This window comes from Micromonospora deserti (assembly GCF_003236335.1).
GTDB lineage: Bacteria > Actinomycetota > Actinomycetes > Mycobacteriales > Micromonosporaceae > Micromonospora > Micromonospora deserti.
Map to the genome: position 1 here is coordinate 1 of NZ_POUB01000069.1, position 23530 is coordinate 23530.

Annotated in this window: 24 protein-coding genes and 1 pseudogene; 13 read left to right on the forward strand and 12 right to left on the reverse strand. The window is 74.4% G+C overall.

Going from position 1 to position 23530, the window contains the following annotated elements; all coding sequences use genetic code 11:
• Positions 1-104 precede the first annotated feature (104 nt).
• Together rpmB and C1I99_RS12600 are read left to right on the forward strand one after the other, a co-directional pair.
• Positions 105-296 (forward strand): 50S ribosomal protein L28, encoded by a 192-nt coding sequence (rpmB, locus tag C1I99_RS12595; RefSeq protein ID WP_088963534.1) that lies wholly within the window; start codon positions 105-107, stop codon positions 294-296.
• Positions 297-488: 192 nt separating this feature from the next.
• Positions 489-1742 (forward strand): ATP-grasp domain-containing protein, encoded by a 1254-nt coding sequence (locus C1I99_RS12600; protein WP_111134409.1) that lies wholly within the window; start codon positions 489-491, stop codon positions 1740-1742.
• 217 nt (positions 1743-1959) lie between these two features.
• On the opposite strand, the gene C1I99_RS12605 is transcribed toward C1I99_RS12600, so the two are convergent.
• Complete coding sequence (locus C1I99_RS12605) at positions 1960-2427, reverse strand: GNAT family N-acetyltransferase (RefSeq protein ID WP_111134410.1); 468 nt, start codon at positions 2425-2427, stop codon at positions 1960-1962.
• A 28-nt stretch (positions 2428-2455) separates the two neighbouring features.
• Positions 2456-3320 (reverse strand): annotated as a pseudogene (locus tag C1I99_RS12610) (thiamine-phosphate kinase).
• Positions 3321-3467: 147 nt separating this feature from the next.
• Here C1I99_RS12610 and C1I99_RS12615 point away from each other — a divergent pair.
• Together C1I99_RS12615 and C1I99_RS12620 are read left to right on the forward strand one after the other, a co-directional pair.
• Positions 3468-3701, forward strand: a complete 234-nt coding sequence (locus C1I99_RS12615; RefSeq protein WP_111134411.1) for an Lrp/AsnC ligand binding domain-containing protein — start codon at positions 3468-3470, stop codon at positions 3699-3701.
• The gene (locus C1I99_RS12620) at positions 3702-4337 is read left to right on the forward strand and encodes a DUF3515 family protein (protein ID WP_111134412.1); all 636 of its coding nucleotides are present in this window, start codon (positions 3702-3704) and stop codon (positions 4335-4337) included. It abuts the gene before it with no gap.
• 166 nt (positions 4338-4503) lie between these two features.
• On the opposite strand, the gene C1I99_RS12625 is transcribed toward C1I99_RS12620, so the two are convergent.
• Positions 4504-5604, reverse strand: coding sequence for a D-alanine--D-alanine ligase family protein (locus C1I99_RS12625; RefSeq protein ID WP_111134413.1), 1101 nt, complete (start codon positions 5602-5604; stop codon positions 4504-4506).
• A 213-nt stretch (positions 5605-5817) separates the two neighbouring features.
• Here C1I99_RS12625 and C1I99_RS12630 point away from each other — a divergent pair, with 213 nt between their 5' ends.
• Positions 5818-7095: an ATP-binding protein gene (locus C1I99_RS12630; protein WP_111134414.1), complete on the forward strand. Its 1278-nt coding sequence runs from the start codon at positions 5818-5820 to the stop codon at positions 7093-7095.
• 70 nt (positions 7096-7165) lie between these two features.
• On the opposite strand, the gene C1I99_RS12635 is transcribed toward C1I99_RS12630, so the two are convergent.
• Positions 7166-7384: a hypothetical protein gene (locus C1I99_RS12635; protein WP_111134415.1), complete on the reverse strand. Its 219-nt coding sequence runs from the start codon at positions 7382-7384 to the stop codon at positions 7166-7168.
• Positions 7385-7663: 279 nt separating this feature from the next.
• On the opposite strand from C1I99_RS12635, the gene C1I99_RS12640 reads away from it, so the two are divergent.
• Positions 7664-8509 carry a helix-turn-helix domain-containing protein gene (locus tag C1I99_RS12640; protein WP_111134416.1) on the forward strand — a complete coding sequence of 282 codons (846 nt, stop codon included), beginning with the start codon at positions 7664-7666 and terminating at the stop codon, positions 8507-8509.
• Between the two features lie 4 nt (positions 8510-8513).
• Positions 8514-8714, forward strand: coding sequence for a DUF397 domain-containing protein (locus C1I99_RS12645; protein ID WP_111134417.1), 201 nt, complete (start codon positions 8514-8516; stop codon positions 8712-8714).
• Between the two features lie 47 nt (positions 8715-8761).
• On the opposite strand, the gene C1I99_RS12650 is transcribed toward C1I99_RS12645, so the two are convergent.
• The 5 genes from C1I99_RS12650 to C1I99_RS12670 all read right to left on the reverse strand — a co-directional run bounded on the left by C1I99_RS12650 (position 8762) and on the right by C1I99_RS12670 (position 13727).
• Positions 8762-9814: an ROK family protein gene (locus tag C1I99_RS12650; RefSeq protein WP_111134418.1), complete on the reverse strand. Its 1053-nt coding sequence runs from the start codon at positions 9812-9814 to the stop codon at positions 8762-8764.
• 95 nt (positions 9815-9909) lie between these two features.
• On the reverse strand, positions 9910-10704 hold the full coding sequence (locus C1I99_RS12655) for a putative protein N(5)-glutamine methyltransferase (RefSeq protein ID WP_111134419.1): 795 nt from the start codon (positions 10702-10704) through the stop codon (positions 9910-9912).
• A gap of 172 nt (positions 10705-10876) precedes the next feature.
• Positions 10877-11989 (reverse strand): cystathionine gamma-lyase, encoded by a 1113-nt coding sequence (locus C1I99_RS12660; RefSeq protein ID WP_111134429.1) that lies wholly within the window; start codon positions 11987-11989, stop codon positions 10877-10879.
• A 5-nt stretch (positions 11990-11994) separates the two neighbouring features.
• Entirely contained in the window at positions 11995-12993 is a 999-nt protein-coding gene (locus tag C1I99_RS12665; RefSeq protein WP_111134420.1) for an NAD(P)H-dependent glycerol-3-phosphate dehydrogenase, read from the reverse strand.
• Complete coding sequence (locus C1I99_RS12670) at positions 12990-13727, reverse strand: lysophospholipid acyltransferase family protein (RefSeq protein WP_111134421.1); 738 nt, start codon at positions 13725-13727, stop codon at positions 12990-12992. The genes C1I99_RS12665 and C1I99_RS12670 overlap by 4 nt, the downstream gene beginning before the upstream one ends.
• A 125-nt stretch (positions 13728-13852) precedes the next feature.
• Between C1I99_RS12670 and cofC the strand changes: the two genes are divergently transcribed.
• The 5 genes from cofC to C1I99_RS12695 are packed head-to-tail and all read left to right on the forward strand — an operon-like array spanning position 13853 to position 19511.
• On the forward strand, positions 13853-14488 hold the full coding sequence (gene cofC, locus C1I99_RS12675) for a 2-phospho-L-lactate guanylyltransferase (protein WP_111134422.1): 636 nt from the start codon (positions 13853-13855) through the stop codon (positions 14486-14488).
• 23 nt (positions 14489-14511) lie between these two features.
• A complete protein-coding gene (locus C1I99_RS12680; RefSeq protein ID WP_199562098.1) occupies positions 14512-14709 on the forward strand; it encodes a cold-shock protein in 198 nt (65 codons plus the stop codon).
• Positions 14710-14763: 54 nt separating this feature from the next.
• Positions 14764-17091: an RNA degradosome polyphosphate kinase gene (locus C1I99_RS12685; protein ID WP_111134423.1), complete on the forward strand. Its 2328-nt coding sequence runs from the start codon at positions 14764-14766 to the stop codon at positions 17089-17091.
• 24 nt (positions 17092-17115) lie between these two features.
• On the forward strand, positions 17116-18648 hold the full coding sequence (locus tag C1I99_RS12690; protein WP_111134424.1) for a CYTH and CHAD domain-containing protein: 1533 nt from the start codon (positions 17116-17118) through the stop codon (positions 18646-18648).
• Positions 18636-19511, forward strand: a complete 876-nt coding sequence (locus tag C1I99_RS12695; RefSeq protein WP_111134425.1) for an NUDIX hydrolase — start codon at positions 18636-18638, stop codon at positions 19509-19511. Before C1I99_RS12690 ends, C1I99_RS12695 begins: the two co-directional genes overlap by 13 nt.
• 311 nt (positions 19512-19822) lie before the next feature.
• Here C1I99_RS12695 and C1I99_RS12700 read toward each other — a convergent pair whose 3' ends face one another.
• From C1I99_RS12700 to leuC, 3 genes are all read right to left on the reverse strand, one after another.
• Positions 19823-20467 carry an HU family DNA-binding protein gene (locus C1I99_RS12700; RefSeq protein ID WP_199562099.1) on the reverse strand — a complete coding sequence of 215 codons (645 nt, stop codon included), beginning with the start codon at positions 20465-20467 and terminating at the stop codon, positions 19823-19825.
• A gap of 173 nt (positions 20468-20640) precedes the next feature.
• The gene (gene leuD, locus C1I99_RS12705; protein ID WP_111134427.1) at positions 20641-21228 is read right to left on the reverse strand and encodes a 3-isopropylmalate dehydratase small subunit; all 588 of its coding nucleotides are present in this window, start codon (positions 21226-21228) and stop codon (positions 20641-20643) included.
• A 12-nt stretch (positions 21229-21240) separates the two neighbouring features.
• On the reverse strand, positions 21241-22683 hold the full coding sequence (gene leuC, locus C1I99_RS12710; RefSeq protein ID WP_111134428.1) for a 3-isopropylmalate dehydratase large subunit: 1443 nt from the start codon (positions 22681-22683) through the stop codon (positions 21241-21243).
• A gap of 49 nt (positions 22684-22732) precedes the next feature.
• On the opposite strand from leuC, the gene C1I99_RS12715 reads away from it, so the two are divergent.
• Entirely contained in the window at positions 22733-23419 is a 687-nt protein-coding gene (locus C1I99_RS12715) for an IclR family transcriptional regulator (protein WP_013284529.1), read from the forward strand.
• The last annotated feature ends 111 nt before the right edge of the window (positions 23420-23530 follow it).

Here is a 23530-nt window from a genome sequence, read left to right on the forward strand (position 1 = left end):
CGTCTACCGGCATCCACACTTCTAGCTTCGTCGGCAGCGTCAGATGTGTATCAGAGACAGGCCTGGCGGCGACCTCATGAACGTTTCAAACCCAGGAGTATCCCGTGGCTAGCGTGTGCGACGTCTGTGGCAAGGGACCGGGCTTCGGCCACAACGTGTCCCACTCGCACCGGCGGACCAACCGCCGCTGGAACCCGAACATCCAGTCGGTGCGGACCCCGGCCGGTGGCGGCAACACCAAGAAGATGCAGGTCTGCACCTCGTGCATCAAGGCCGGCAAGGTCACCCGCGCCTGACGCGGCAGCCGCCCTTCATCGTCGTCATTGCCGGCGGACCCTCGCGGTCCGCCGGCTCTGTCGTGTCCGGGCGCCCGCACTGACCGGTAGTCGACGCGGCGTCGACGCGCGTCGCCCGCCCGGTTAGGGTCTGCCTGCACCCGGGATCCCGGACGGTCTCGGGGCGTGTGGAACGAGCGCGGAGGACGACTGGTGCAGCTGGACCTGGGCCGAGACGAGATGATCATTGTCGGGGCCTCCCTCGGCATGCTGCGCTGGTTCGGCGAGGAACTGCCCGCAGGCAGCGTGGTGCTGATCGAGGAGCCGGACGTCATCGCGCGTCGCGGCCTGGAGCGGGTGGTCCGCGAGCTGCCCTTCATCTCCCGGCTGGTGCCGGCGCGGTACCAGACGGGCCTGGACGCGAATGCGCTCATCGCCCGGGAACCGGGACTGGCCACCGCCCGGCTGGTCATGCCCGGCCTGGAGTACGCCGTCGGCGGCGCCGCCCGGCTCGCCCGGGCGCTCGACCTGCCCGGCGCCGGGCCCGAAGCCGCCGACATCTTCGCCGACAAGCACCGGATGCGGCTGCTCGCCGCCGACACCGGGCTCACCAACCCCGACTTCGCGCTGGTCGACTCCCCGGTCGCGGCGACCGTCTTCGCCCGGCGGCACGGTGGCCGGTGCGTGCTGAAGCCGACCCGCCGCTCCGGCAGCCTGGGGGTGCAGATCATCGCCGACCCGGCGGAGATCGCCTCGGCCTGGGCGGCGACCGCCACCCCGGAGCAGGCGCCGGAGGCGACCGCCGGCCTGCCCACCGCGGTGCTCGCCGAGCAGATGGTCGACGGCCCGGAGCACAGCGTCGAGCTGCTGGTCGCCGACGGTGAGGTGATCTTCGGCAACGTCACCGACAAGCGGGTGCTGCCCGGGCGCCGTCCGGTCGAGACCGGGCACACCGTCCCGACCACGCTGCCGGAGCCGGCCCGCCGGGAGCTGCTCGACGTGGCCGCCCGGCTGGCCGCCGCCGCCGGCTTCCGCACCGGCACGCTGCACAGCGAATGGATCATCGCCGACGGCGTGCCGACCCTGGTGGAGTGCGCGGGACGGCTGCCCGGTGACATGATCACCGCGCTGGTGTCGATCGCGTACGAGTGCGGGTTCGTCGAGGCGTACCTGCGCACGCTGCGCGGCGAGCGTCCGACCCTGCCGGCCCGGCCAACCGGCGCAGCGGCGGTCGAGTTCCTGCTCGCCCCGCCCGGCACCGTCACCGCCGTCGACGGGGTGCGCCAGGCCCGCCGCGTTCCCGGCGTGCTGGACGTGCAACTGGAGGTGACGGTCGGCGACCGGGTCGGCGAGGTGACCTCCTCGCTGCGCCGCAGCGGCCACCTGCTGGCCTGGGGCGCCGACCCGGCGGAGGCCACCAGCGCCGTCGGCAAGGCCACCGAGCAGATCCGGATCACCACCGGCTGAGGGGGGCGGCCGCAGCCGCCCGCACGACTCGGGGCGGGCGGCGGCCCGGCAGGCACTGCCGCCCGGGGGACTCTGGCGGGCGGCGGCCCGGCACGCGCTGCCGCCCGGGGGACTCTGGCGGGCGGCGGCCCGGCACGCGCTGCCGCCCGGGGGACTCTGGCGGGCGGCGGCCCGGCACGCGCTGCCGCCCGGCCGGTCAGAGGGTACGGCCGAACGATCAGAGGGTACGGCCGAACGAGAGGCAGCCCGGCGCGTCCTTGTAGAAGCCGAAGTTCGGGATCCGCTCGTAGCCGGCCGAGGTATACAGGGCGATCGCCTCGGGCTGCTGGTCGCCGCACTCCAGGATGATTCGCTTGCGGCCCTGCTCGCGGGCCGACCGCTCGACCGCCGCCAGCACCGCCCGGGCCATCCCCCGACCGCGGGCCGCCGGGGCGGTGTACATCCGCTTCAACTCCGCCGTCTCACCGGTGTCGCCGTGACTGCGCCAGCCGCCGCAGCCGACCGGCTCACCGTCGAGCAGTGCGACCAGGAACGCGCCGGCGGGCGGCTCGAACTCGGCGGCGTCGACCGGGGTGTCGTCGCCGCTGCCGCCGTACCGGGCGCCGAGATCGGCCAGGGCGTCCCGGATCAGCCGCTGCGCCGCCGGCGAGTCGAAGCGCACGGCGTGGATCTCGAAATCCGTCACCCGTAAAGGTTACGTCCGCCCACGGGCCTTACCGGAAGTGGTCCCAGCCGGACGGCCCGCCATACGGCTCGCCATCCACGGTGACACCCGAACCCTCCGTCACCCCCGGCGAGGATCCAGGTGTACGGGTCGACGCCGAGCGCCTGGGCGGCGTCGCGCATCTGCCGGGGCACCTCGAAGGCGTCCCGGTGCACGTCGATACCGACGCCGCTGGCCCGCGCCACGTGCCCGAGGTCGGCGAGCAGCCCGTCCGACACGTCGATCATGGCGGTGGCGCCGAGCCGGGCCGCCTGCGGCCCGGCCGGGTACGGCACGTCCGGCCGCCGGTACGCCTCGACCAACACCCGCGGGGTGCGGAAACCCCGGGAGAGCACGGTCAGCCCGGCCGCCGCGTAACCCGTCCGGCCGGCCAGGCCCAGCACGTCCCCGGGCCGCGCACCCGAGCGCGTCACCGGCGCCCGCCCGCCGAGGTCGCCGAGGGCGGTGACCGCGATGGTCAGGGTCGGGCTGGCCGACATGTCCCCGCCGACCACGCTCGCGCCGACCTTCGCCGCCTCGGCGGCCAGCCCATCGGCGAGTTCCTCGGCCCACCCGGTCGCCAGGTCCGCCGGCATGCAGAGCGCCACCAGTAGGGCGGTCGGCTCCGCGCCCATCGCCGCGATGTCGGCCAGGTTCGCCGCCGCCGCCCGGTGGCCCACGTCACCCGCGCTCGACCAGTCCCGCCGGAAGTGCCGCCCCTCGACCAGCACGTCGGTGGAGGCGGCGACCCGGGCGTCCGGGGCGGCCACCACCGCCGCGTCATCCCCGGGACCGAGCAGGACGGCCGATCCGTACGACAACCGGGCGATCACCCGGTCGATCAGGCCGAACTCGCCGACCCCCGCGACGGTCACGCCGGCACCGGCGTTCCGCTCGTCCCGCCCGGCTCCGCCGCGCTCGCTCACCGCTTCTCCTTGACCACCGATAGGGATCAGACCTGGTCCGTAAGGTACTTTCTCCCTTCGGGCCGCTCCAGGGCGGCGACGGACGGAGGTCGAGTCGTGGTACAGGCGTACATCCTCATCCAGACAGAGGTCGGCCGGGCACGTGACGTGGCCGGTCTCATCGCGGACCTTGCCGGCGTGGTACGCGTCGACGCCGTCACCGGGCCGTACGACGTGGTCGTCCTCACCGAGGCGAACACCGTGGACGAGCTCGGCAAACTCATCGTCAGCAAGGTGCAGATGGTGCCCGGCATCACCCGCACCCTCACGTGTTCGGTGGTGCACCTGTAAGTGGACAAGATTACTGACGCTCCCGTCGCCGACACCGACCGGGCCGACGAGAGCGGTCCGGCGCGGCCCGGACGGGACCGGACCACCCGCGGCGCGGCACTGGTCGCCAGCGCGGTCGCGCTGCCGGTGACGCTGCTCGTGGGCGCGTTCGCCTTCGCCCAGCTCTCCCCGGACGAGCCGGCCGCCGAGCCGAGCCCCACCCCGACGACCGCCCGCGCACAGTCGACCGCGCCGGTCGAGATGGCCGCCCCGGCGCTCGCCGAGCGGCCCGCCATCCTCTGCCGGGCGCTGCTCTCCCAGCTGCCGCCGGCCATCCGCGACCTGGCCCAGCGCCCGGTCACCGCCGGCCCCGAGCAGAACGCCGCCTACGGCGACCCCGCGCTCACCGTCGCCTGCGGTGGCGCCGAGCCGACCGTCGCCGCCACCGACGACGTCTGGGTGGTCAACAAGGTCTGCTGGCACGCCCGGGAGGAGACCGACGCCACCGTGCTCACCACGGTGGACCGGGAGACCGCGGTGACGGTACGCGTGCCACGCGCCCATGGGCCGGCGCTGCAGTGGGCCGCCCCGATCTCCGACACCATCGTCGCCTCGGTCCCCTCCGGTGGCCCCGTCCCCGCCGGCTGCCAAAGCTGACCCACTCCCAAGACGGGGTGGGCGCGGGCTGTCACGGGCGCGACTTTCCGGAAAGGTGCGCCCTCCCGCTGCCGGGAAGCCGCACTTTTCGGGAAAGTGGCGGATCTTGCGTGACGCGGCGCGACGTGAGGCGGCGTACCGGGGCGCGGCGCAGTCCGCGGGGCGGTCAGTGGAGGCCAACGCCGCGGTGGAGGGCGGTGCGGATGAGGCGGTTGACCAGCTTCGGGTACTCCAGGCCGGAGGCCGCCCACATCCGCGGGAACATCGACGTCGGGGTGAACCCGGGCATGGTGTTGATCTCGTTGAGGTAGACGTCCAGCTCCGGGGTGACGAAGAAGTCGACCCGGGCCAGCCCGGCGCAGTCCAGCGCGGTGAAGGCGCGGACGGCGTACTCCTGGATCTGGCGGGTCACCCGCTCGGGTAGGGCGGCCGGGATGTCGTACTCGCAGGCGTCGTCGAGGTACTTCGCCTCGAAGTCGTACCAGTCGTGGTCGGCAGCCACCCGCACCTCGGCGAGCACCGACGCCTCCGGGGCGCCGCCGGCCTCGCCTTCCAGCACGCCGCACTCGATCTCGCGGCCGACGACGGCTCCCTCGACGAGCACCTTCGGGTCGATCTGCCGGGCGGTGGCGACGGCGGCGTCGAGCTCCGCCCAGTCGTCGACCTTGGTGATGCCGAACGACGAGCCAGCCCGGGACGGCTTCACGAAGACCGGCAGGCCGAGGCGCTGCTTGTCCTGCTCGCTCAGCGTCATTCCGCTGCGCAGCACCACATACGGCCCGACCGGGATGCCCTCGACGGCGCAGAGCTTCTTGGTGAACTCCTTGTCCATGGCGGCGGCGGAGGCGAAGACGTTGGCCCCGACGTACGGGATGCCGGCCATCTCCAGCATGCCCTGGATGGTGCCGTCCTCACCGTACGCGCCGTGCAGCACCGGAAAGACCACGTCGACGTCGGCGAGCGCGCGGGGGCCCTCGGTCGGGTCGAGCACCATCAGGCCGTTGCCGGTGGGGTCGGCCCGCAGCACGATGTCCGTCCCGGACTCGGCGGTGATCTCCGGCAACCGCCGCGAGCTGATCGCCAGCTGGGCCGGGTCACCGCTGGTCAGCACCCATTGACCGGCCCGGGTGATGCCGACGGGCACCACCTCGAACTCGTCCGGGTCCAGGGCGCCGAGCACGCTGCCGGCGCTGACACAGGAGATGCCGTGCTCCGGGCTGCGGCCGCCGAAGACGATCGCCACGCGGGTCCTGCCTGGGGTGGTCACTCGGTCACCTCTTCGTACGCGACTGCGGGATCGTGGCGCTCACCCGGTTGACCTTACTGTGCGTGGCCGGGACGGGAGAGCGATACCCGAGACGACGCGGCCAGCGGGGGCAATCGGTCAGGGCGCCATATACGGTGCGTAACCGGAAGGGAGGAGTGTCCGGTCGATTCGGGTGAGCGGGGCTGGTCGGCCGCCCACTACGCTGCTCGTCCTATGAGCTCCGATCCCCTCATCGACTCCCTGTCGGCGGCCCTGGACGGCCGCCCGGACGACCTGCCGCTCCGACTGCATCTCGCCGCGCTGCTGCTGGACGCCGGCCGGGACGGGGAGGCGATCGCGCACATCGGGCAGGCGCTGGCCCGGGATCCGGGCAACACGGAGGCCAAGGCCCTGATGCAGCGGGCGCTCGGTGCGGCCGTATCCCCACCGGCGGCGCCGACCCTGGCGGCCCCGCAGCCGCCGGCGCCCCGGGCCACGACCGCCGGCGCGGGCGATCCCACCGCGACCGCCGACCCGCTGGCCGCCTACGAGCAGGAACTGTCGGACGTCGTGCCGCCGCGCTTCGTCCGCGCCGGGGAGGAGCCGGAGCCGGTTACCGGCGACGCCGACCGGGTGTACGACGTGGAGACCTCCGGCGTCCGGCTGACCGACGTGGGCGGCATGTCGGCGGTGAAGGAGCGGCTGGAGCTGGCGTTCCTCGGCCCGCTGCGCAACCCGCAACTGCGCCGGATGTACGGCAAGAGCCTGCGCGGCGGGCTGATGCTGTACGGCCCGCCCGGCTGCGGCAAGACGTTCCTGGCCCGGGCCGTGGCCGGGGAGATGGGCGCCAAGTTCATCTCGCTGTCCATCGTGGACGTGCTGGACATGTGGATGGGCAACTCCGAGCGCAACCTGCACGAGCTGTTCCAGGCGGCCCGGCGCAACGCGCCCTGCGTGCTCTTCCTCGACGAGGTCGACGCGCTCGGGCACAAGCGCTCCCAGGTCAGCTCCAGCTCGATGCGGACACTGGGCAACCAGCTGCTGGCCGAGCTGGACGGCATGGAGGGCAGCAACGAGGGGGTGTTCGTGCTGGCCGCCACCAACACCCCGTGGGACGTGGATCCGGCGCTGCGCCGGCCGGGCCGGCTGGACCGGGTGGTGCTGGTGCTACCGCCGGACGCCGACGCCCGCCGGGCCATCCTGGAGTACCACCTGCGCGAGCGGCCGGTGGCGGGGATCGACCTGCGCGCGGTGGTCGCGGCGACCGAGGACTTCTCCGGTGCCGACCTGGCGCATCTCTGCGAGACGGCGGCCGAGTTCGCGATGGCCGACTCGGTGCGCACCGGGGAGGTGCGGATGATCGAGCAGCGGGACCTGGACCGGGCGCTGACGGAGGTCCGGCCGTCGACCCGGCCGTGGATGGCCACCGCCCGCAACGTGGCGATGTTCGCCAACGAGGGGGGCGTCTACGACGACCTGGTGGCGTACCTGAAGCGGCGCAGACTGCTCTGAGCGCGGGCCGCTCTGAGCGCGGGCGGCCCGGCGGGGGGCGCCGGGCCACGCCCGCCCCGCCGGACCGGGTCTAACCGCGGGCGTGCCGCCGGCCGATCGCGATCACCTTGACCCGCTGCCGGCCGGCCCGCACCATCCCCAGGGCCATGAACGCGCCCGCGATGCGGTCGGCCGCCTCCCGGCTGCTCGCCCCGACCACCTGCCGGCGGCGCTCCGGGCAGGTGCGCTCGTTGCGGCCGCGCCCCTCGAACGGGCGGACGTCGGTGAGCACCACCAGGAACCGGGTCATCGCCGGCCGTCGCCGCGGTCATTGCCGAGCTGCTGGCCAGTGCGCACGTCGACTCCCTTCCGGCGGGCGGGCCACGGGCGTGGCACGCGGCGATCGGGTACGGGGGAAAAAACCCGATCGCCGCGCGCCCCATCCCCTCCGGTCGCTCACCACCGCCGTCGCCACGACAACCGGCGGTGAGGACGTGACAACAGACTGACACCTCCATGGCCGTGAATGCAACTCTCATCGGCGTTCTCTCATGTACACCTTCCCGGCAAGGTGTGCGACCATCGATGCATGGCTCCGAAGACCGCCCGCGCCCGCCGGCTGGGCATCGCCCTGCGTACCCACCGGGAGGCCGCCGGCCTGACCCTGGAGGCGGCGGCCGACGAGATCAACAGCACCCGCAGCACCCTGTCCCGGTACGAGAACGCGCAGACGCTGGTCAGCCCGGCCACCGTGCGCGCCCTGCTCACCCTCTACGGGGTCGGCGCGGACGAGGTCGCGGCGGCCGTCCAACTGGCCAAGGACGCCCGCAAGCCCGGCTGGTGGGTGTCCTACTCGTACCTGCTGGACCGGCGCACCATCGACTTCATCGCGCTCGAGGCGGAGGCGACCGGCATCGCCAACTTCGAGCCCTCGGTGGTGCCGGGGCTGTTGCAGACCGCCGACTACATCCGGGGCGTGATGCGGGGCGGCCCGCACACCCTCGGCGACGACCAGGTGGAGCAGCGGGTCCAGCTCCGGCTGGACCGGCAGCAGCGGCTCACCGGCGACGATCCGCCGATCCTCGACGCGATCATCGACGAGGGCGCGCTGCTGCGGCCGGTCGGCGACCGGTCAGTGATGGAGGGGCAGCTGCAGCACCTGCTCAAGATGGGTGAGCTGCCGAACATCACCGTCCAGGTGATCCCGCTGGCCGCCGGCTACCACCGGGGCACCCGGGGCTCGCTGCACATGCTGGAGTTCGCCGACCCGGAGGACCCGATCATCGCCTCGGTGGAGACCGTGGCCGGTCAGATGATCCTCGACCGGCCGGGCGACCTGCGTACCTGCACCAAGATCATGGAGCATCTGCGGACCGTCGCGCTCAGCCCGGCGGCCAGCCGCGACCAGCTCCTGCGACTCCTGAAGGGACGGTAGGACCATGACACCGACGATCAGCGCGGCGCTGACCCGGGCCGGGTGGCGCAAGAGCAGCCACAGCGGCGACGAGGGGGCGTGCGTGGAGGTGGCGGTGATCCCGGCGACGGTGGCTGTCCGCGACTCGAAGGACCGGTCCGGCCCGGCGCTGCTCTTCGCCCCCTCTGCCTGGGCGGCCTTCGCCCAGGCCCCGCCACACCGCTGACCCGCGGGCCGCCCGCCCGGCCAGGTCGTCCGGCTGGCAGCCCCCGCTCAGTCGCCGATCACGGGTTGCGGGGCGGGCGCGCCGCGCAGCGCCTCCAGCGCCGCGATCGCCACGCCCCGGGCGCCGGCCGTGTCGCGCTCCGGCACCAGGGCGAAGGTCGCCACCGCGGCCTGCTCCGCGCGGAGCACGGTGTGCTCGCGCACGGTCGCCAGAAACCAGTCGCGGAACTCCGACGCCGCCTCCACCACCCCGCCGCCGACGAAGTACGCGTGCGGGTCGGTGAAGTTCGCCGCGACGGTGAAGAGCCGGCCCAGCGCCATGGCCTGCTGGGTGAAGATCTCCCGGGCCAGCTCGTCGCCCCGCTCACCGTAGGAACGGACCAGCTTCGCCGCCCGCGCCGGCGGCTCGGCGGCCAGTGGGTGGCCGGGGAACCGGGTCAGCCAGTACGGCAGCAGGTTCCGCGCGATGGCGGTGAGCGAGGCGACGCTCTCCGTGTCGCCGGCGAAGCCGCAGGCACACGTCGGCACCGGCTGGTCCGGTGCCAGCAGCCCGGTCAGCGGGATGTGCACGTGCCCCAACTCCCCGGCCATCCCCGCCGCGCCGGCGATCACCCGGCCGCCCTCGACGACACCGCCGCCGAGGCCGGTGCCGACGATGGCCGAGACCGAGGAGCGGCGCATCGCCTCGGCGCCGAAGTGCGCGTGGTGGGCGTAGAGCGCGGCGGCGTTCCCGTCGTTGTGGTAGACCACGGGCAGGCCGAGCCGCCGCTCCAGGGCGCCGCGCACGTCGTACCCGCGCCAGGCCGGCTGGGAGAAGTTGGTCGACCCGCGGGAGGAGATCACCCCCGTGGCGCTGGCCGGGCCGGGAGTGTCCAGCCCGACCGCGCGGACCAGCTCGGGCGGCACCCCGGTCAGCGCCAGCACCCCGTCGAACGCGCGGGCCAGCGCCTCGATCGCCGCCTCCGGGCCGGTGCCGACCTCGCTGGGGCTCTCCACCAGCCCGTCGACCAGGAACCGGCCGTCGACGGTCAGCACGGTGGCGTTGTTGCTGGTGCCGCCGTTGTCCAGCCCGACGACCACCGGCACACCCGAACCGCCCACCGAAACCGCCTCCCGCCGTCGGAACGTGAGGTGAGGCTAGTGCCGATTCCGGCCCGCCGCCACGCCCGGGCCCACCGGGCGGCGGGGCGGCCCGCTCACCGGCCGGCGGGGCGGCGGGCGGTCACGGCGGTGGCGCCCAGGTCGTCGTCGCGCACCACGGTGGGCTCCAGACCGGCCCCGACCAGCACCGCGCCGAGCGCGTCGGCCTGACCGGCGGCGATCTCCACCGCCAGGTGCCCCCCGGGCGCGAGCCATCCGGCGGCACCGGCGGCCACCCGGCGCAGCACGGCCAGGCCGTCCGGGCCACCGTCGAGCGCCACCGGCGCCTCGTGCAGCCGCGCCTCGGGCGGCATCAGCGCCACCGCCGCGGTCGGCACGTACGGGGCGTTGGCGACCACCAGGTCCAGCCGCCCCCGCCACGCCGACGGCAGCGGGTCGAACAGGTCGCCGTGGAAGACCGGGACACCGAGCCCCGCCAGGTTGCGCCGGGCGCAGGCCACCGCGGCCGGATCGACGTCGACGGCCGCGAGGCGGCGCGGCGCGAGGCGGCGGGCCAGCGCGACGGTGGTGGCACCCGAACCGCAGCACAGGTCCACCACGACCGCCGCCGGGCCGGTCACCGCCGCGGCGGCGTCGACCAGCAGCGCGGTACGCCCGCGGGGTACGAAGACGCCGGGATCGACGGCGACCCGCACGCCGCAGAACTCGGCCCAGCCGAGCAGGTGTTCCAGCGGCAGCCCGGCGACCCGCCGGTCGACCAGCGCGGCCAGCGCCTCCGGCGAGTCGGTGGCGGCGATGAGCAGATCCGCCTCGTCCTCGGCGTAGACGCACCCGGCGGCGCGTAGCCGGCGCACCAGGGCGGAACGGTCGGGACGGAAAGAGACTGCCATGGTGAACCTCCGGGAACGGTCGTCGGCGCTCCCGGGCCGCCGGTTCAACCGGCGGCGCGGACTCCGGAGGGAGCGCCGGTCCTGCCTGTCGGGTGGATCGGAGTCACCTCCTCCGGTCGGGGCCATCCTGGGCCACGGGTCGGCCCCGGCAGGGGCCGGGGATGACGATAGCTCAGCCGGCGGCGTCCAGCGCACCGGTCACGTCGGCGACCAGGTCCACGGTGTCCTCCACGCCGCAGGAGAGCCGGACGAAGCCGGGCGGGGTGTCGTCGCCCCACTGCGCCCGCCGGTCGGCGGTGGTGTGCAGGCCGCCGAAGGAGGTGGCCGCGGCGACCAGCCGGGCCGCGTCCAGGAACCGGCCGACGCGGTCGGCGTCGCCGAGGTCGAAGGAGAGCACCCCGGGCATCCGTCGCATCTGGACCGAGGCCACCGGGTGAGCGGGGTCGCCGGGCAGCCCGGGCCAGCGCAGCCCGGTCACGTCGGGGCGTTCGGCGAGCAGCCGGGCGAGCGCCCCGGCGTTCGCGGTCTGCCGGGCCAGCCGCAGGTCGAGGGTGGCCAGCGACCGGTGCGCCAGCCAGGCGTCGAACGCGCCGGGGACCGCACCGGTGACGGTCCGCCAGGCGGTGACCGGGTCGAGCAGTTCCGCCGAGCGGCTCGCGACGTAGCCGAGCAGCAGGTCGGAGTGGCCGGTCAACGCCTTGGTGCCGGAGGCGACCACCAGGTCGGCACCGAGCTCCAGCGGGCGTTGCCCGAGCGGCGTGGCGGTGGTGTTGTCCACCGCCACCAGGGCGCCGGCCGCGTGCGCCCGCTCGGCCAGCGCCGGCACGTCGGCGACGTCCAGGCCGGGGTTGGCCGGGGTCTCCAGCAGCACCAGGCGTACGCCGTCGAACGGCGGGTAGGGCCCGGCGGTCGGGGCGAGGAGCACCCGCACCCCGAGGCCCGCCAGGGTGTCCGTGGCGAAGGCCCGCACCGGGAAGTAGCCGTCGGCCGGGAGGACCACGGTGTCTCCCGGCCGGAGCAGCGTCAGGAGCAGCCCGGTGATGGCCGCCTGGCCGCTGGCGAAGACCCGGCAGCCCCCGCCCTCCAGCTCCCCGATCGCCGCCTCCAGCAGGCGGCGGGTGGGGTTGTCCGGCCGGCCGTAACCGTTCGGTGCGACCGCCGGCCCGGCCCACGGGTCGAGGTGGTACGGCGCCGCGAAGACCGGCCCGGGCAGGAACGGCTGCCCGGGCACCGGCTCCGGCAGGCCGGCGTGCACGCATCGGGTGCCGTCGTGGTGCGCCCTCACCTCGGTCACTCCGGCTTCGTGGTACGGCTCATCAGGGCGTCCACGGCCAGCTTCGGGTCCACTCCCTCGTGGCAGACCAGCTCCACCTGCTCGGTGATCGGCATCTCCACACCGTGCGCCCGGGCCAGGTCGCGGACGGCCAGCGCGCTCTTGACCCCCTCGGCGGTCTGCCGGGTGGCGATCCGGGCCTCCTCCAGCGTGGCGCCCCGGCCCAGGTGTTCGCCGAAGGTGCGGTTGCGGGCCAGCGGCGAGGAGCAGGAGGCGACCAGGTCGCCCATCCCGGCGAGGCCGGCGAAGGTGAGCGGGTCCGCGCCGAGGGCCACCCCGAGCCGGGCGGTCTCGGCGAGCCCACGGGTGACCAGCATCGCGCGGGTGTTGTCGCCGAAGCCCATCGCGGTGGCGATGCCGTACGCCAGGGCGATCACGTTCTTGACCGCGCCGCCCAGCTCGCAGCCGATCACGTCGTCGTTGGTGTACGGGCGGAAGTAGGGGGTGGTGATCGAGCGCTGCACCAGGGTGGCCCGGTCCGGGTCGGTGCCGGCGACCACCGTGGCGGCGGGCTGCTCGGCGGCGATCTCCGGGGCCAGGTTGGGGCCGGAGACCACCACCACCCGGTCGGCCGCCACCCCGGCCGTCTCCACGATCACCTCGCTCATCCGCTTGGTGGTGCCGAGCTCGATGCCCTTCATCAGCGAGACCAGGGTCGCGTCGGGGTGCAGCTGCCCGGTCCACTCGGCCAGGTTGCCGCGCAGCGTCTGCGACGGCACGGCGAGCACCACCAGCTCGGCGCCGGAGATCGCCTCGGCGGCGTCCCCGGTCGCGGTCACCCGCTCCGGCAGCAGCACCCCCGGCAGGTACTCGGGGTTGCGCCGTTCGGCCCGGATGGTGTCGGCGACCGGCCGCCGCCGGGCCCAGATGGTGACGTCCCGCCCGGCGTCGGCGAGGATCTTGGCGAACGCGGTGCCCCACGAGCCGGCGCCCAGGACCGCGACGTGCCCCCTCACGCGGCACCGCCCTGCTGCTGGCGCCGCGCGCCCGGCCGGGCTGGCCGTTCCCACAGCGGCGGCGGGGTGCCGCCACGGATCTCGGCCAGCAGGTCACGCACTCGCAGCATGATGGCGTCGGTCATCTCCTCGAGGACGGCGCGGGTCGGCGTGGCGCCGACCCACCGGCTCAGGTCGACGGGCGGGCCGGCGACCACGGTCACCGGGATGCGCGGTCGCGGGTTGAGCCGGCTGGTCCGGGGGTCGAAGATCCGCTCGGGGCCCCACATGGCGACCGGGATCACCGGAGCGCCGGTGGCGAGCGCCAGCCGGGCCGCGCCGGTCTTGCCCTTCATCGGCCACAGCTCGGGTTCCTTCGTGGTGGTGCCCTCCGGGTAGATCACCACCGCGCCGCCCGCTGCCAGCGCGGCGACCAGGGCGTCCAGCGACTTCACCGCGTCGACGGTGCCCCGCTCCACCGGGATCTGCCGGCACCGGTGCAGGATCCAGCCGATCACCGGCACCCGGAACAGGCTGGCCTTGCCGAGGTACTGCGGCCAGCGGCCGGAGTCGTAGATGAAGTGCGCCGAGACCAGCGGATCGGCGTGTGAGACGTGGTTCGGCACGATAATCATCCCGCCGTCGCCGCGGAGATGCTCCATGCCGCGCCAGGTACGCCGCGTCCAGACGGTCATCACCGGCTTCACCAGCACCACGGCGAACCGTCGCCAGAACCCCAGCCTGCGCCGTGCCACCGCGCCTCCTCCTGCCGCCCGACCCGCACCGGGCGCCGCCCGGCGACACCCGCGACGAAATCATGCCTGCTCGCCCCGGGTCCGGCCAGTGAGGGTACCGCCGTCCGACTGGCAGGATGGCGGGTGTGACTCAGCCGAGGTGGACGCTGGTGGTGCCGGTGAAGCACCTCGCCGCCGCGAAGAGCCGGCTGCGGGGGGCGCTGCCGGCCGTACCGCACGAGACGCTGGCGCTAGCCCTGGCGGCCGACACCCTCCGCGCGGCGCGGGCCTGTCCGGCGGTGGCGCAGGTGCTGGTGGTCACCGACGACCCGCGGGTGGCCGCCACGGCACACGCGGCGGGCGCCCGGGTGCTGCCCGACGTGCCGGACGCCGGGCTGAACGCGGCCTTCCGGCACGGCGCGTCCGCCGCCGGCGGCGGGTGGGTGGCCGGGCTCACCGCCGACCTGCCGGCGCTGCGCCCGGCCGAGCTGGCGGCGGCGCTGCGCGCGGCGCAGGCCGGCCCGGCGGGGGTACGCCGGTTCGTCGCCGACGCCCCGGGTGCGGGGACGGTGCTGCTGGCCGCGCCGCCGGGCGTACCCCTGGATCCCCGCTTCGGGGTCGGCTCGGCCGCCGCGCACGCGGCGAGCGGGGCGGTGGCGCTGACCGGCGACTGGCCGAGCCTCCGCCGGGACGTGGACACCGCCGGCGACCTGGCCGCGGCGGCCCAGCTCGGGCTCGGCCCGTGCACCGCCGTGCTCACCGCCGCCGGCTGCCCGGCCTGATCCTTGCGGGTAGCGTGGCGGGCATGCAGGGCACGGTGGCGACCTACGACGCGGCGACCCGCAGCGGCGTGCTGCTTCTCGACGACGGCACCGAGCTGGCGTTCCCGGCCCGGGCGTTCGACGCCTCCGGGCTGCGGCTGCTCCGCCTCGGCCAGCGGGTCCGCGTCGACACCGACGCCGCTGGCGAGGTCGTCCGCGTGACGTTGCCGACGATGGCCTGAGCGACTGGCGCCAAGTTCATTTGGCGTTAACCATAATCGGGTGATTATGAGCGGGTGAGCACCCCTCGCGAACACCCCGCCAGCCAGGCGCCCGCCGATCCGGCCGCTCCCCGCAACGGCACCCGCCCCCGGGGCGCCGACGGCCGCTTCCGCAGCGCCACGTCCACCGAGACCGTCCACACCGAGAGTGCGGGCACCGACGCGGGGGCCGCCTCCGCCGGGCTGGAGGAGGTGCTCGACCCGGTCGCCAGCCCGTCCGTCGCGGCGCCGGCGACCCCGTCGCCCGCCGACTCCGACGAGGAGCCGCCGGCGGCCGAGCCGCTGCCCGAGGACCGGTTCCTCAACCGGGAGCTCTCCTGGCTCGACTTCAACGCCCGCGTGCTGGCGTTGGCCGAGGACCAGCGCACCCCGCTGCTGGAGCGGGCGAAGTTCCTGGCCATCTTCGCCAGCAACCTGGACGAGTTCTACATGGTGCGGGTCGCCGGGCTGAAGCGGCGGCTCCAGGCCGGCCTGCCGGTACGCGGCGGCGACCGGCTGCCGCTGCGCACCCAGCTGGAGCTGGTCGCCGAGAAGTCCGCGGCGCTGGTCGCCCGGCACGCCGCCTGCTTCGTCGACGACGTGCTGCCGAAGCTGGCCGCCGAGGACATCCGCGTCCTGCGCTGGGGCGAGCTGGACGACGCCGAGCGCGAGCGGCTGCGGACTTACTTCCGCGAACACGTCTTCCCGGTGCTGACCCCGCTCGCGGTCGACCCGGCGCACCCGTTCCCGTACATCTCCGGGCGGTCGCTCAACCTGGCCGTGGCGGTCCGCGACCCGGACGGCGGTTCGGAGCTCTTCGCCCGGGTCAAGGTGCCCAACAACGTGCCCCGCTTCGTCCAGGTCGACCGGGGCCGGCCCGGGATGCGGGTGCTGCCGGTGGAGGACCTCATCTCGGTGCACCTGGGCCAGCTCTTCTCCGGCATGCAGGTGGTCGAGTGCCACCTGTTCCGGGTGACCCGCAACGCCGAGGTGGAGGTCGACGAGGATCGCGACGAGGACCTGCTCCAGGCCCTGGAGCGGGAGCTGGCCCGGCGCCGGTTCGGCCCGCCGGTGCGGCTGGAGGTCGCCGCGTCGATCTCCGACCACATGCTGGAGCTGCTCGTCCGCGAGCTGGACATGGACGCCCACGACGTGCTGCGGGTACGCGGCCTGCTCGACCTGTCGGCGCTCTGGCAGCTCTACGGCGAGGCCGACCGGCCCGACCTGAAGGATCCGCCGTTCGTGCCGGCCACCCACCCCCGGCTCACCGAGGGCGAGGTGCCGCGCAGCGTCTTCGCCACCCTGCGCGACGGGGATGTGCTGGTGCACCACCCGTACCACTCGTTCGCCACCAGCGTGCAGCGCTTCGTCGAGCAGGCCGCGGCCGACCCGAACGTGCTGGCCATCAAGCAGACCCTCTACCGCACCAGCGGGGACTCCCCGATCGTGGACGCGCTCGTCGACGCGGCCGCCGCGGGCAAGCAGGTGGTGGTGCTCGTCGAGCTGAAGGCCCGGTTCGACGAGATCGCCAACATCGGCTGGGCGCGCACCCTGGAGCGGGCCGGCTGCCACGTCGTGTACGGCCTGGTCGGCCTGAAGACGCACTGCAAGACCGCCCTGGTGGTACGCCAGGAGGGCAATCAGATCCGCCGCTACTGCCACATCGGCACCGGCAACTACCATCCGAAGACCGCCCGGCTCTACGAGGACGTCGGCATGCTCACCGCCGACCCGGAGATCGGCGCCGACCTGACCGACCTGTTCAACGTGCTCACCGGCTACAGCCGGCAGACCGCGTACCGGCGGCTGCTGGTGGCCCCGCAGGGCATCCGCAGCGGGCTCGTCGAGCGGATCGAACGGGAGATCTCGCACGTCCGGCTCGGTATGCCCGGACTGGTGCAGTTCAAGGTGAACGCGCTGGTCGACGAGGAGATCACCGACGCGCTCTACCGGGCCTCCCGTGCGGGTGTGCACGTCGACCTGATGATCCGGGGGATGTGCACGCTGCGGCCGGGGGTGCCGGGCCTGTCGGAGAACATCCGGGTACGTTCCATCCTCGGCCGGTTCCTGGAGCACTCCCGGATCTTCCGGTTCGGCAACAACGGCAACGCGGAGTTCTGGATGGGCTCGGCCGACCTGATGCACCGCAACCTGGACCGCCGGGTCGAGGCGCTGGTGCAGGTGAGCGACCCGGTCGCCCGGGCCGAACTGGACCACGTGCTGACCCTCGCGATGGGCCCGGACGTGGACGCCTTCGAGCTGGCCGGCGACGGCACCTGGCGCCGGCGTACCGGCCCGCCGGAGGCGCCGCTGGTGGATCTGCAGGAACTGCTGCTGCGCCGCGTCGGCGGCACCGCCGCCTGAGCGTTGCCGGCATAGGCTGACCAAGTGGTCGAGGAGGAGCGGAAGTACGAGGTGGCCGAGGGCTTCGTCCTGCCCGACCTGTCCGCCTCGGCCCGGCCGGGCGGCGGGGTGCGGGCGCTGCCGGCGGTCACGCTGGTCGCCACCTACCTCGACACCGCCGACCTGCGGCTGGCCCGGGCCGGGGTGTCGCTGCGCCACCGCGAGGGTGACGAGCTGCCCTGGACGGTGAAGCTGCCGACGGGCAGCCCGGGCATCCGGCACGAGATCTCCCGGGCGGGCGCCGGCGGCGTCCCGCCGGTGGAGCTGGTCGAGCTGGTCACCGTGTTCCACCGGGGCGCGCCGCTGGCCCCGGCGGCGGTGGTACGCACGGTCCGGCGCGCGTACGAGGTCCACGACCCCGCAGGCGGCGTCCTGGCCGAGGTGGTGGACGACCGGGTCACCGTGCTCGACTCCGCCGGCGTGACCACCGCCGGTTGGCGGGAGCTGGAGGTGGAGCGCAAGGCCGGCGACGGCGCGCTGCTCGACCGGATCGGGGTGGTGCTGCGGGAGGCGGGCGCCCGAGCCGGCTCCTTCGTCCCGAAACACGTCCGCGCGCTCGGCATGGCGGCCCGGGGCGAGCCGGACCTGGTCGCCCCGGCCGGGCTGCCCGCCGCGCCCACCGCCGGGGCGGTGGTGACCGAGGCGGTCCGCCGCGAGGTGCGACGGTTGCTGGCGCACGACCCGCTGGTGCGGCTACGCGCCCCGGTCGGCGACGACGACACCGCGGTGCACCAGATGCGGGTGGCCTGCCGGCGGTTGCGCGGCGACCTGAAGACCTTCGCCCCGCTGCTCCGTCCCGGCTGGGCCCGCCCGCTCCGCGCCGAGCTGGGCTGGCTCGCCGAGTCGCTGGGGGCCGCCCGGGACGCCGAGGTGCTGCGGGAGCGGCTTCGCCGCACGGCCGGCGCGGACCCGACCAGCCCGCTCGACCCGGCGGCGGTCGACCGGCTGGACGCCGCCCTGGCGGCCCGGCAGGACGAGGCGATGGTCGGGGTCGACGCGGCGCTGCGCTCGCCCCGCTACCTGGCGCTGGTGGACGCCCTGGTGCTGGCCGCACGTACGCCGCGGCTCACCCCACCGGCGCAGGCGGCGGCCGGCCGGGTCCTGCCCGCTCTGGTGGCGAAGCCGTGGCGGAAGCTGGCCGGTGCCGGCGGCCGGGAGGGCGGCGCCGGCGCGCTCGACCCGCTCGGCCCGGACGAGCGGTGGCACGACGTCCGCAAGGACGGCAAGCGGGCTCGGTCCGCGGTGACCGCGGTGGCTCCGGTGCTGGGCGGCGAGGCGGTGAGGCTGGGCCGAGCGCTGGCCCGGGTGCAGGACCTGCTCGGCGAGCACCAGGACGCCGTGGTGGCGGCGCAGACCTGGCTGGCCGTCGCCGACGACCAGCCGCAGAACCACAGGCTGGCGGTCACCGCGGGGCGGCTGGTCGAGCGGGAGCGCGCCACCGTGCGGCGGGTACGCGCGGAGTTCCCCGGGGCCTGGCGGCGGGCCAGCCGGCAGCGGCGGACCCGATGGCTGTCGTGACCGGGATCCGGGCGGCCGGTGGGGTCGCCTGGCGGCCCGTCGCCGGCGGCGTCGAGGTCTGCCTGGTGCACCGGCCCCGGTACGGCGACTGGTCGCTGCCCAAGGGCAAGCTGGAGCCGGGCGAGCACCCGCTGCGGGCCGCCGTCCGGGAGATGGCCGAGGAGACCGACGTCCAGGCGGTGCCGCAGGTCCGCCTGCCCTCCGTCCACTACCGCAGCGAGGGCCGGCCGAAGATGGTCGACTACTGGTCGATGCACGCCGTGGCCAAGGGCGGCTTCCAGCCCGGCACGGAGGTCGACGAGGTGCGCTGGCTCGGCGTGGACGAGGCGGTCCGGCTGGTCAGCTACCCGCACGACGCGGAGGTGCTGGCCGCGTTCGCCGCCCTGCCGAGGGTCACCGCGACGATGGTGCTGGTCCGGCACGCGCACGCCGGCAGGCGGGCCACCTGGTCCGGCCCGGACGCCGGCCGGCCGCTCGACGCCCGGGGCTGGGCGCAGGCGCACGCGCTGGCCCCGCTGGTGGCGCTGGTCCGGCCGGTTCGCCTGCTCTCGGCCTCGGCCCGCCGGTGCGTGCAGACGCTCGGCCCGGCGGCGGCCCTGCTCGACCTGCCGATCGAGGTGATCGGTCACCTCGACGAGCCGCGGCCGGGCCAGCAGCCCGACGAGTGCGCGCTCGCCGCCGCGGCCCGCCTGAGCGAGCTGGCCGCCGCCGGCGAGCCGGTGGTGGTGTGCAGCCAGGGGACGGTGATTCCGGGCGCCCTGGAGCGGCTCACCGGGCGGGCGGGCGACTTCACCACCCCGAAGGGCGGCTGCTGGCTGCTCGCCTTCAGCGGTGACCGGCTGCTCGCCGCCGACCGCCTCTGACCCCACCCCGTGACCGACCACGGCGAGCCGCACGTGGGCATCGAGGGCGAGGGTCACCGCGAGGGCCTGCGCACCGGTGGGCGCCCCCACCGCGGGCAGCGGGAGGGTCGGGCGCCGCCCATCGGCCAGCGGCTCAGCACCGCGTCACCCCAGACCGGGTCCGCAGCCGGCGCGAAGGCGGGCCGACAGGGTGCGCCGGCGGGTCAACGGGGTGGGCCCCGGGCATGCCCGGTCAACGGGTGGTCCGACGGATGGGGCGGGCATGCGGAAGGGCGCCCACCGCGAGGGTGGACGCCCTTCGTACCGCCGGGTCAGCGCTTGGTCGCTGCCTTCTTGGCCGGGGACTTCTTCGCCGGCGCCTTCTTGGCCGCCGCGCCCCTGGCCGTGGTGGTGGTCTTCTTCGCCGCCGTGGTCTTCTTCGCCGGCGCCTTCTTGGCCGGGGCGGCCTTCTTCGCCGGGGCGGCCTTCTTGGTGGTGGCGGCCTTCTTCGCCGCCGTAATCTTGGTCGCCTTCGCCGCGGTGGTCTTCTTCGACGCCGCCTTCGCGCCGGCAGCCTTGGCCCCGGCAGCCTTGGCCCCGGCGGCCTTGGCCCCGGCGGCCTTGGCCCCGGCGGCCTTGGCGCCGGCCTTCTTGGCGGCGGCCGTGGTGGTCTTCTTCGCCGCCGCCGTGGCCTTCGGCACCTTGCCGCTGGCCACCATCTCCTTGAACCCAGCGCCCGGCCGGAAGGTCGGGACGGACGTCTTCTTGACCTTCACCGCCTCGCCGGTCCGTGGGTTGCGCGCTGTTCGGGCGCCTCGGACGCGCTTTTCGAACGCTCCGAAACCGGTGATCGCCACCTTCTCGCCCTTGGTGACCGCCGCCTGGACCTCAGCGAGGACCGCGTCGAGCGCGGCCGTCGCCGTCTTCCGGTCCCCCAGGCGAACGGCGAGCGCCTCGATGAGCTCGGCCTTGTTCACGACTTCCTCCCGATTGTGCAACTGACTCGACGCGAGCCATTCTGCGCGCACGGTATGCCCTGTGCTGCCGGGACACAAACATTCGGTGGAAAAAAGGCCTTGTGTCGTAACGGATTCGCCCCCACCGGCAGGACCGGTGGGGGCGGAAACCGCTGTGGGATCAGACGTGAGGGCTATGCCACCGACGGCAGGAACGCGGGCCGGGTGGCCTCGAAGGCACTGATCTCCGCCTCGTGGCGGAGGGTGAGTCCAATGTCATCCAAGCCCTCCATCAGCCGCCAGCGGCTGAAGTCGTCCAGCGGGAACGACCAGGTGGCGTCGGCGACCCGGACCTGGCGGGCGGTGAGGTCGACGGTGACCGGGGTGGTGGGGTCGGCCTCGACGAGAGCCCAGATCTCCTCGACCGCTTTCAATTCCAGCTCGACCGGGAGCAGACCCTCCTTCAGGGCGTTGCCGCGGAAGATGTCACCGAAGCGGGGGGAGATGACGGCCCGGAACCCCCAGTCGCGCAGCGCCCAGACGGCGTGCTCGCGGGAGGAACCGGTGCCGAACTCCGGACCGGCCACCAGAATCGACGCCCCGGAATACGCGGGATCGTTGAGCACGAATTCCGGATCCTCCCGCCAGGCGCTGAACAACCCGTCGGCGAAGCCGGTCCGGGTCACCCGCTTGAGGTACACGGCGGGGATGATCTGGTCGGTGTCCACGTCGGACCGACGCAGCGGCACGGCGGTGCCGGTGTGGGTGGTGAACCTCTCCATCGGTGTGCCCTTCTACAGGTCGGCGGGGGCGGCCAGCCGGCCCACCACGGCGGTGGCGGCGGCGACCGGCGGGGAGACCAGGTGGGTTCGTCCGCCCCGGCCCTGGCGGCCCTCGAAGTTTCGGTTGGAGGTGGAGGCGGACCGCTGGCCCGGCTTGAGGGTGTCCGGGTTCATGCCGAGGCACATGGAGCAGCCGGCGAACCGCCACTCGGCGCCGGCGTCGGTGAAGACCTTGTCCAGCCCTTCGACCTCGGCCGCCTCGCGGACGGCGGCGGAACCCGGCACCACGAGCATCCGTACGCCGTCGGCGACCTTGTGCCCACGCAGCACGTCGGCGGCGGCCCGCAGGTCCTCCAGCCGGCCATTGGTGCAGGACCCGACGAAGACGACGTCGACCGCGAGGTCGCGCAGCGGCGTGCCGGGACGCAGGTCCATGTACTCCAGGGCGCGGCGGGCGGCGGCCCGCTCCGGCTCGGCGACGAACTCCTCCGGGTCGGGCACCGCCGACCCCAGCGGCGCGCCCTGGCCCGGGTTCGTGCCCCAGGTGACGAACGGGGTGATCCGGCTGGCGTCCAGGGTCACCTCGGCGTCGAAGGTCGCGCCCTCGTCGGTCGGCAGCGTCCGCCAGTAGGCGACGGCGGCGTCCCAGTCGGCGCCCTGCGGCGCGTTCGGCCGCCCTTTCAGGTACGCGAAGGTGGTCTCGTCGGGCGCGATCATGCCGGCCTTCGCGCCCCACTCGATGGACATGTTGGCGATGGTCATCCGCCCCTCCATGGAGAGGGCCCGGATCGCCTCCCCGCGGTACTCCACGATGTGGCCGCGGCCGCCGCCGGTGCCGACCTGGGCGATCAGGGCGAGCACCAGGTCCTTGGCGGTGACCCCGGGGGCGAGCGACCCGGTGACGTTCACGGCCATGGTCTTCGGGCGGGCCTGTGGCAGCGTCTGGGTGGCCAGCACGTGCTCGACCTCGCTGGTGCCGATGCCGAACGCGAGCGCCCCGAACGCACCGTGGGTGGCGGTGTGCGAGTCGCCGCAGACGATGGTCATGCCGGGCTGGGTGAGGCCGAGCTGCGGGCCGATGACGTGCACGATGCCCTGGTTGTCGTCGCCCAGCGGGTGCAGCCGGACGCCGAACTCGGCGCAGTTGCGGCGGAGCGTCTCGATCTGCGTACGGGAGGTGGGGTCGGCGATGGTGAGCAGGTCGCCGCGCCGCTGCCGGAACGTCGGGTCGTCGTACCCGGTCGGGGTGTTGTGATCCTCGGTCGCGAGCGTGAGATCGGTACGGCGTACCCGGCGACCGGCGAGCCGCAGCCCGTCGAAGGCCTGCGGACTGGTCACCTCGTGCAGCAGGTGCAGGTCGATGAAGAGCAGGTCCGGCTCGCCCGCGGCGGTCCGTACGACGTGCGCGTCCCAGACCTTCTCGGCCAGGGTCCTCGGTTGAGTGACTCCCACCATCTGGACATCCTAAATTCTGGGAGGTAAGTTTCGGCTTGTGGGACACAGTATGAGTGGTGTCGGCGTTCTCGACAAGGCGGTGGTCATCCTGGCCGCGTGTGTCGACGGCGCCAGCCTGGCCGAACTCGTTGAACGCACCAAGCTGCCCCGGGCCACGGCGCACCGGCTGGCACAGGCCCTGGAGATCCACCGGATGCTGGTCCGGGACACCCAGGGCCGCTGGCGTCCCGGCCCGCGCCTGGGCGAGCTGGCCAACGCCGCGCCGGACGTACTGCTGACCGCGGCCGAGCCGCTGCTCGCCGCGCTTCGGGACGCCACCGGCGAAAGCGCGCAGCTCTACCTGCGCCGCGCCGACGAGCGGATCTGCGTGGCCGCCGCCGAACGAGCCAGCGGGCTGCGCGACACCGTGCCGGTCGGCTCGGTACTGCCGATGACAGCCGGCTCCGCGGCGCAGATCCTGCTCGCCTGGGAGCCGCCCGAGGCGGTCATGCCACTACTACCCCGGTCGAAGTTCACCGGTCGCACCCTGGCCGAGGTACGCCGGCGCGGCTGGGCGCAGAGCGTCGCCGAGCGGGAGGCCGGTGTGGCGAGCGTCTCGGCCCCGATCCGCGACCGCACCGGCCGGGTGATCGCCGCGATCAGCATCTCCGGCCCGATCGAGCGTCTCGGCCGCCGCCCCGGCGAACGCCACGCCATGGCCGTCGTCAGGGCCGGCCAACGCCTCTCCGGTCTCTAACCCCCACCCACGCGGGATCAGCCCGTTGATCATGAGGTTAGCGGCGAGTTCGATCTCCAGAACCGCCGCCAACCTCATGATCAACAGATCGGAGGGGGCGGGGATGGGGGC

Bases quoted from the DNA above. Each gene is read 5' to 3' on its own strand.
- C1I99_RS12630 (WP_111134414.1), top strand. From the start codon at position 5,818: ATGAGCTCCGATCCCCTCATCGACTCCCTGTCGGCGGCCCTGGACGGC.
- C1I99_RS12635 (WP_111134415.1), bottom strand. From the start codon at position 7,384: ATGACCCGGTTCCTGGTGGTGCTCACCGACGTCCGCCCGTTCGAGGGG.
- C1I99_RS12640 (WP_111134416.1), top strand. From the start codon at position 7,664: ATGGCTCCGAAGACCGCCCGCGCCCGCCGGCTGGGCATCGCCCTGCGT.
- C1I99_RS12645 (WP_111134417.1), top strand. From the start codon at position 8,514: ATGACACCGACGATCAGCGCGGCGCTGACCCGGGCCGGGTGGCGCAAG.
- C1I99_RS12655 (WP_111134419.1), bottom strand. From the start codon at position 10,704: ATGGCAGTCTCTTTCCGTCCCGACCGTTCCGCCCTGGTGCGCCGGCTA.
- C1I99_RS12680 (WP_199562098.1), top strand. From the start codon at position 14,512: ATGCAGGGCACGGTGGCGACCTACGACGCGGCGACCCGCAGCGGCGTG.
- C1I99_RS12695 (WP_111134425.1), top strand. From the start codon at position 18,636: ATGGCTGTCGTGACCGGGATCCGGGCGGCCGGTGGGGTCGCCTGGCGG.
- leuD (WP_111134427.1), bottom strand. From the start codon at position 21,228: ATGGAGAGGTTCACCACCCACACCGGCACCGCCGTGCCGCTGCGTCGG.
- leuC (WP_111134428.1), bottom strand. From the start codon at position 22,683: ATGGTGGGAGTCACTCAACCGAGGACCCTGGCCGAGAAGGTCTGGGAC.
- C1I99_RS12715 (WP_013284529.1), top strand. From the start codon at position 22,733: ATGAGTGGTGTCGGCGTTCTCGACAAGGCGGTGGTCATCCTGGCCGCG.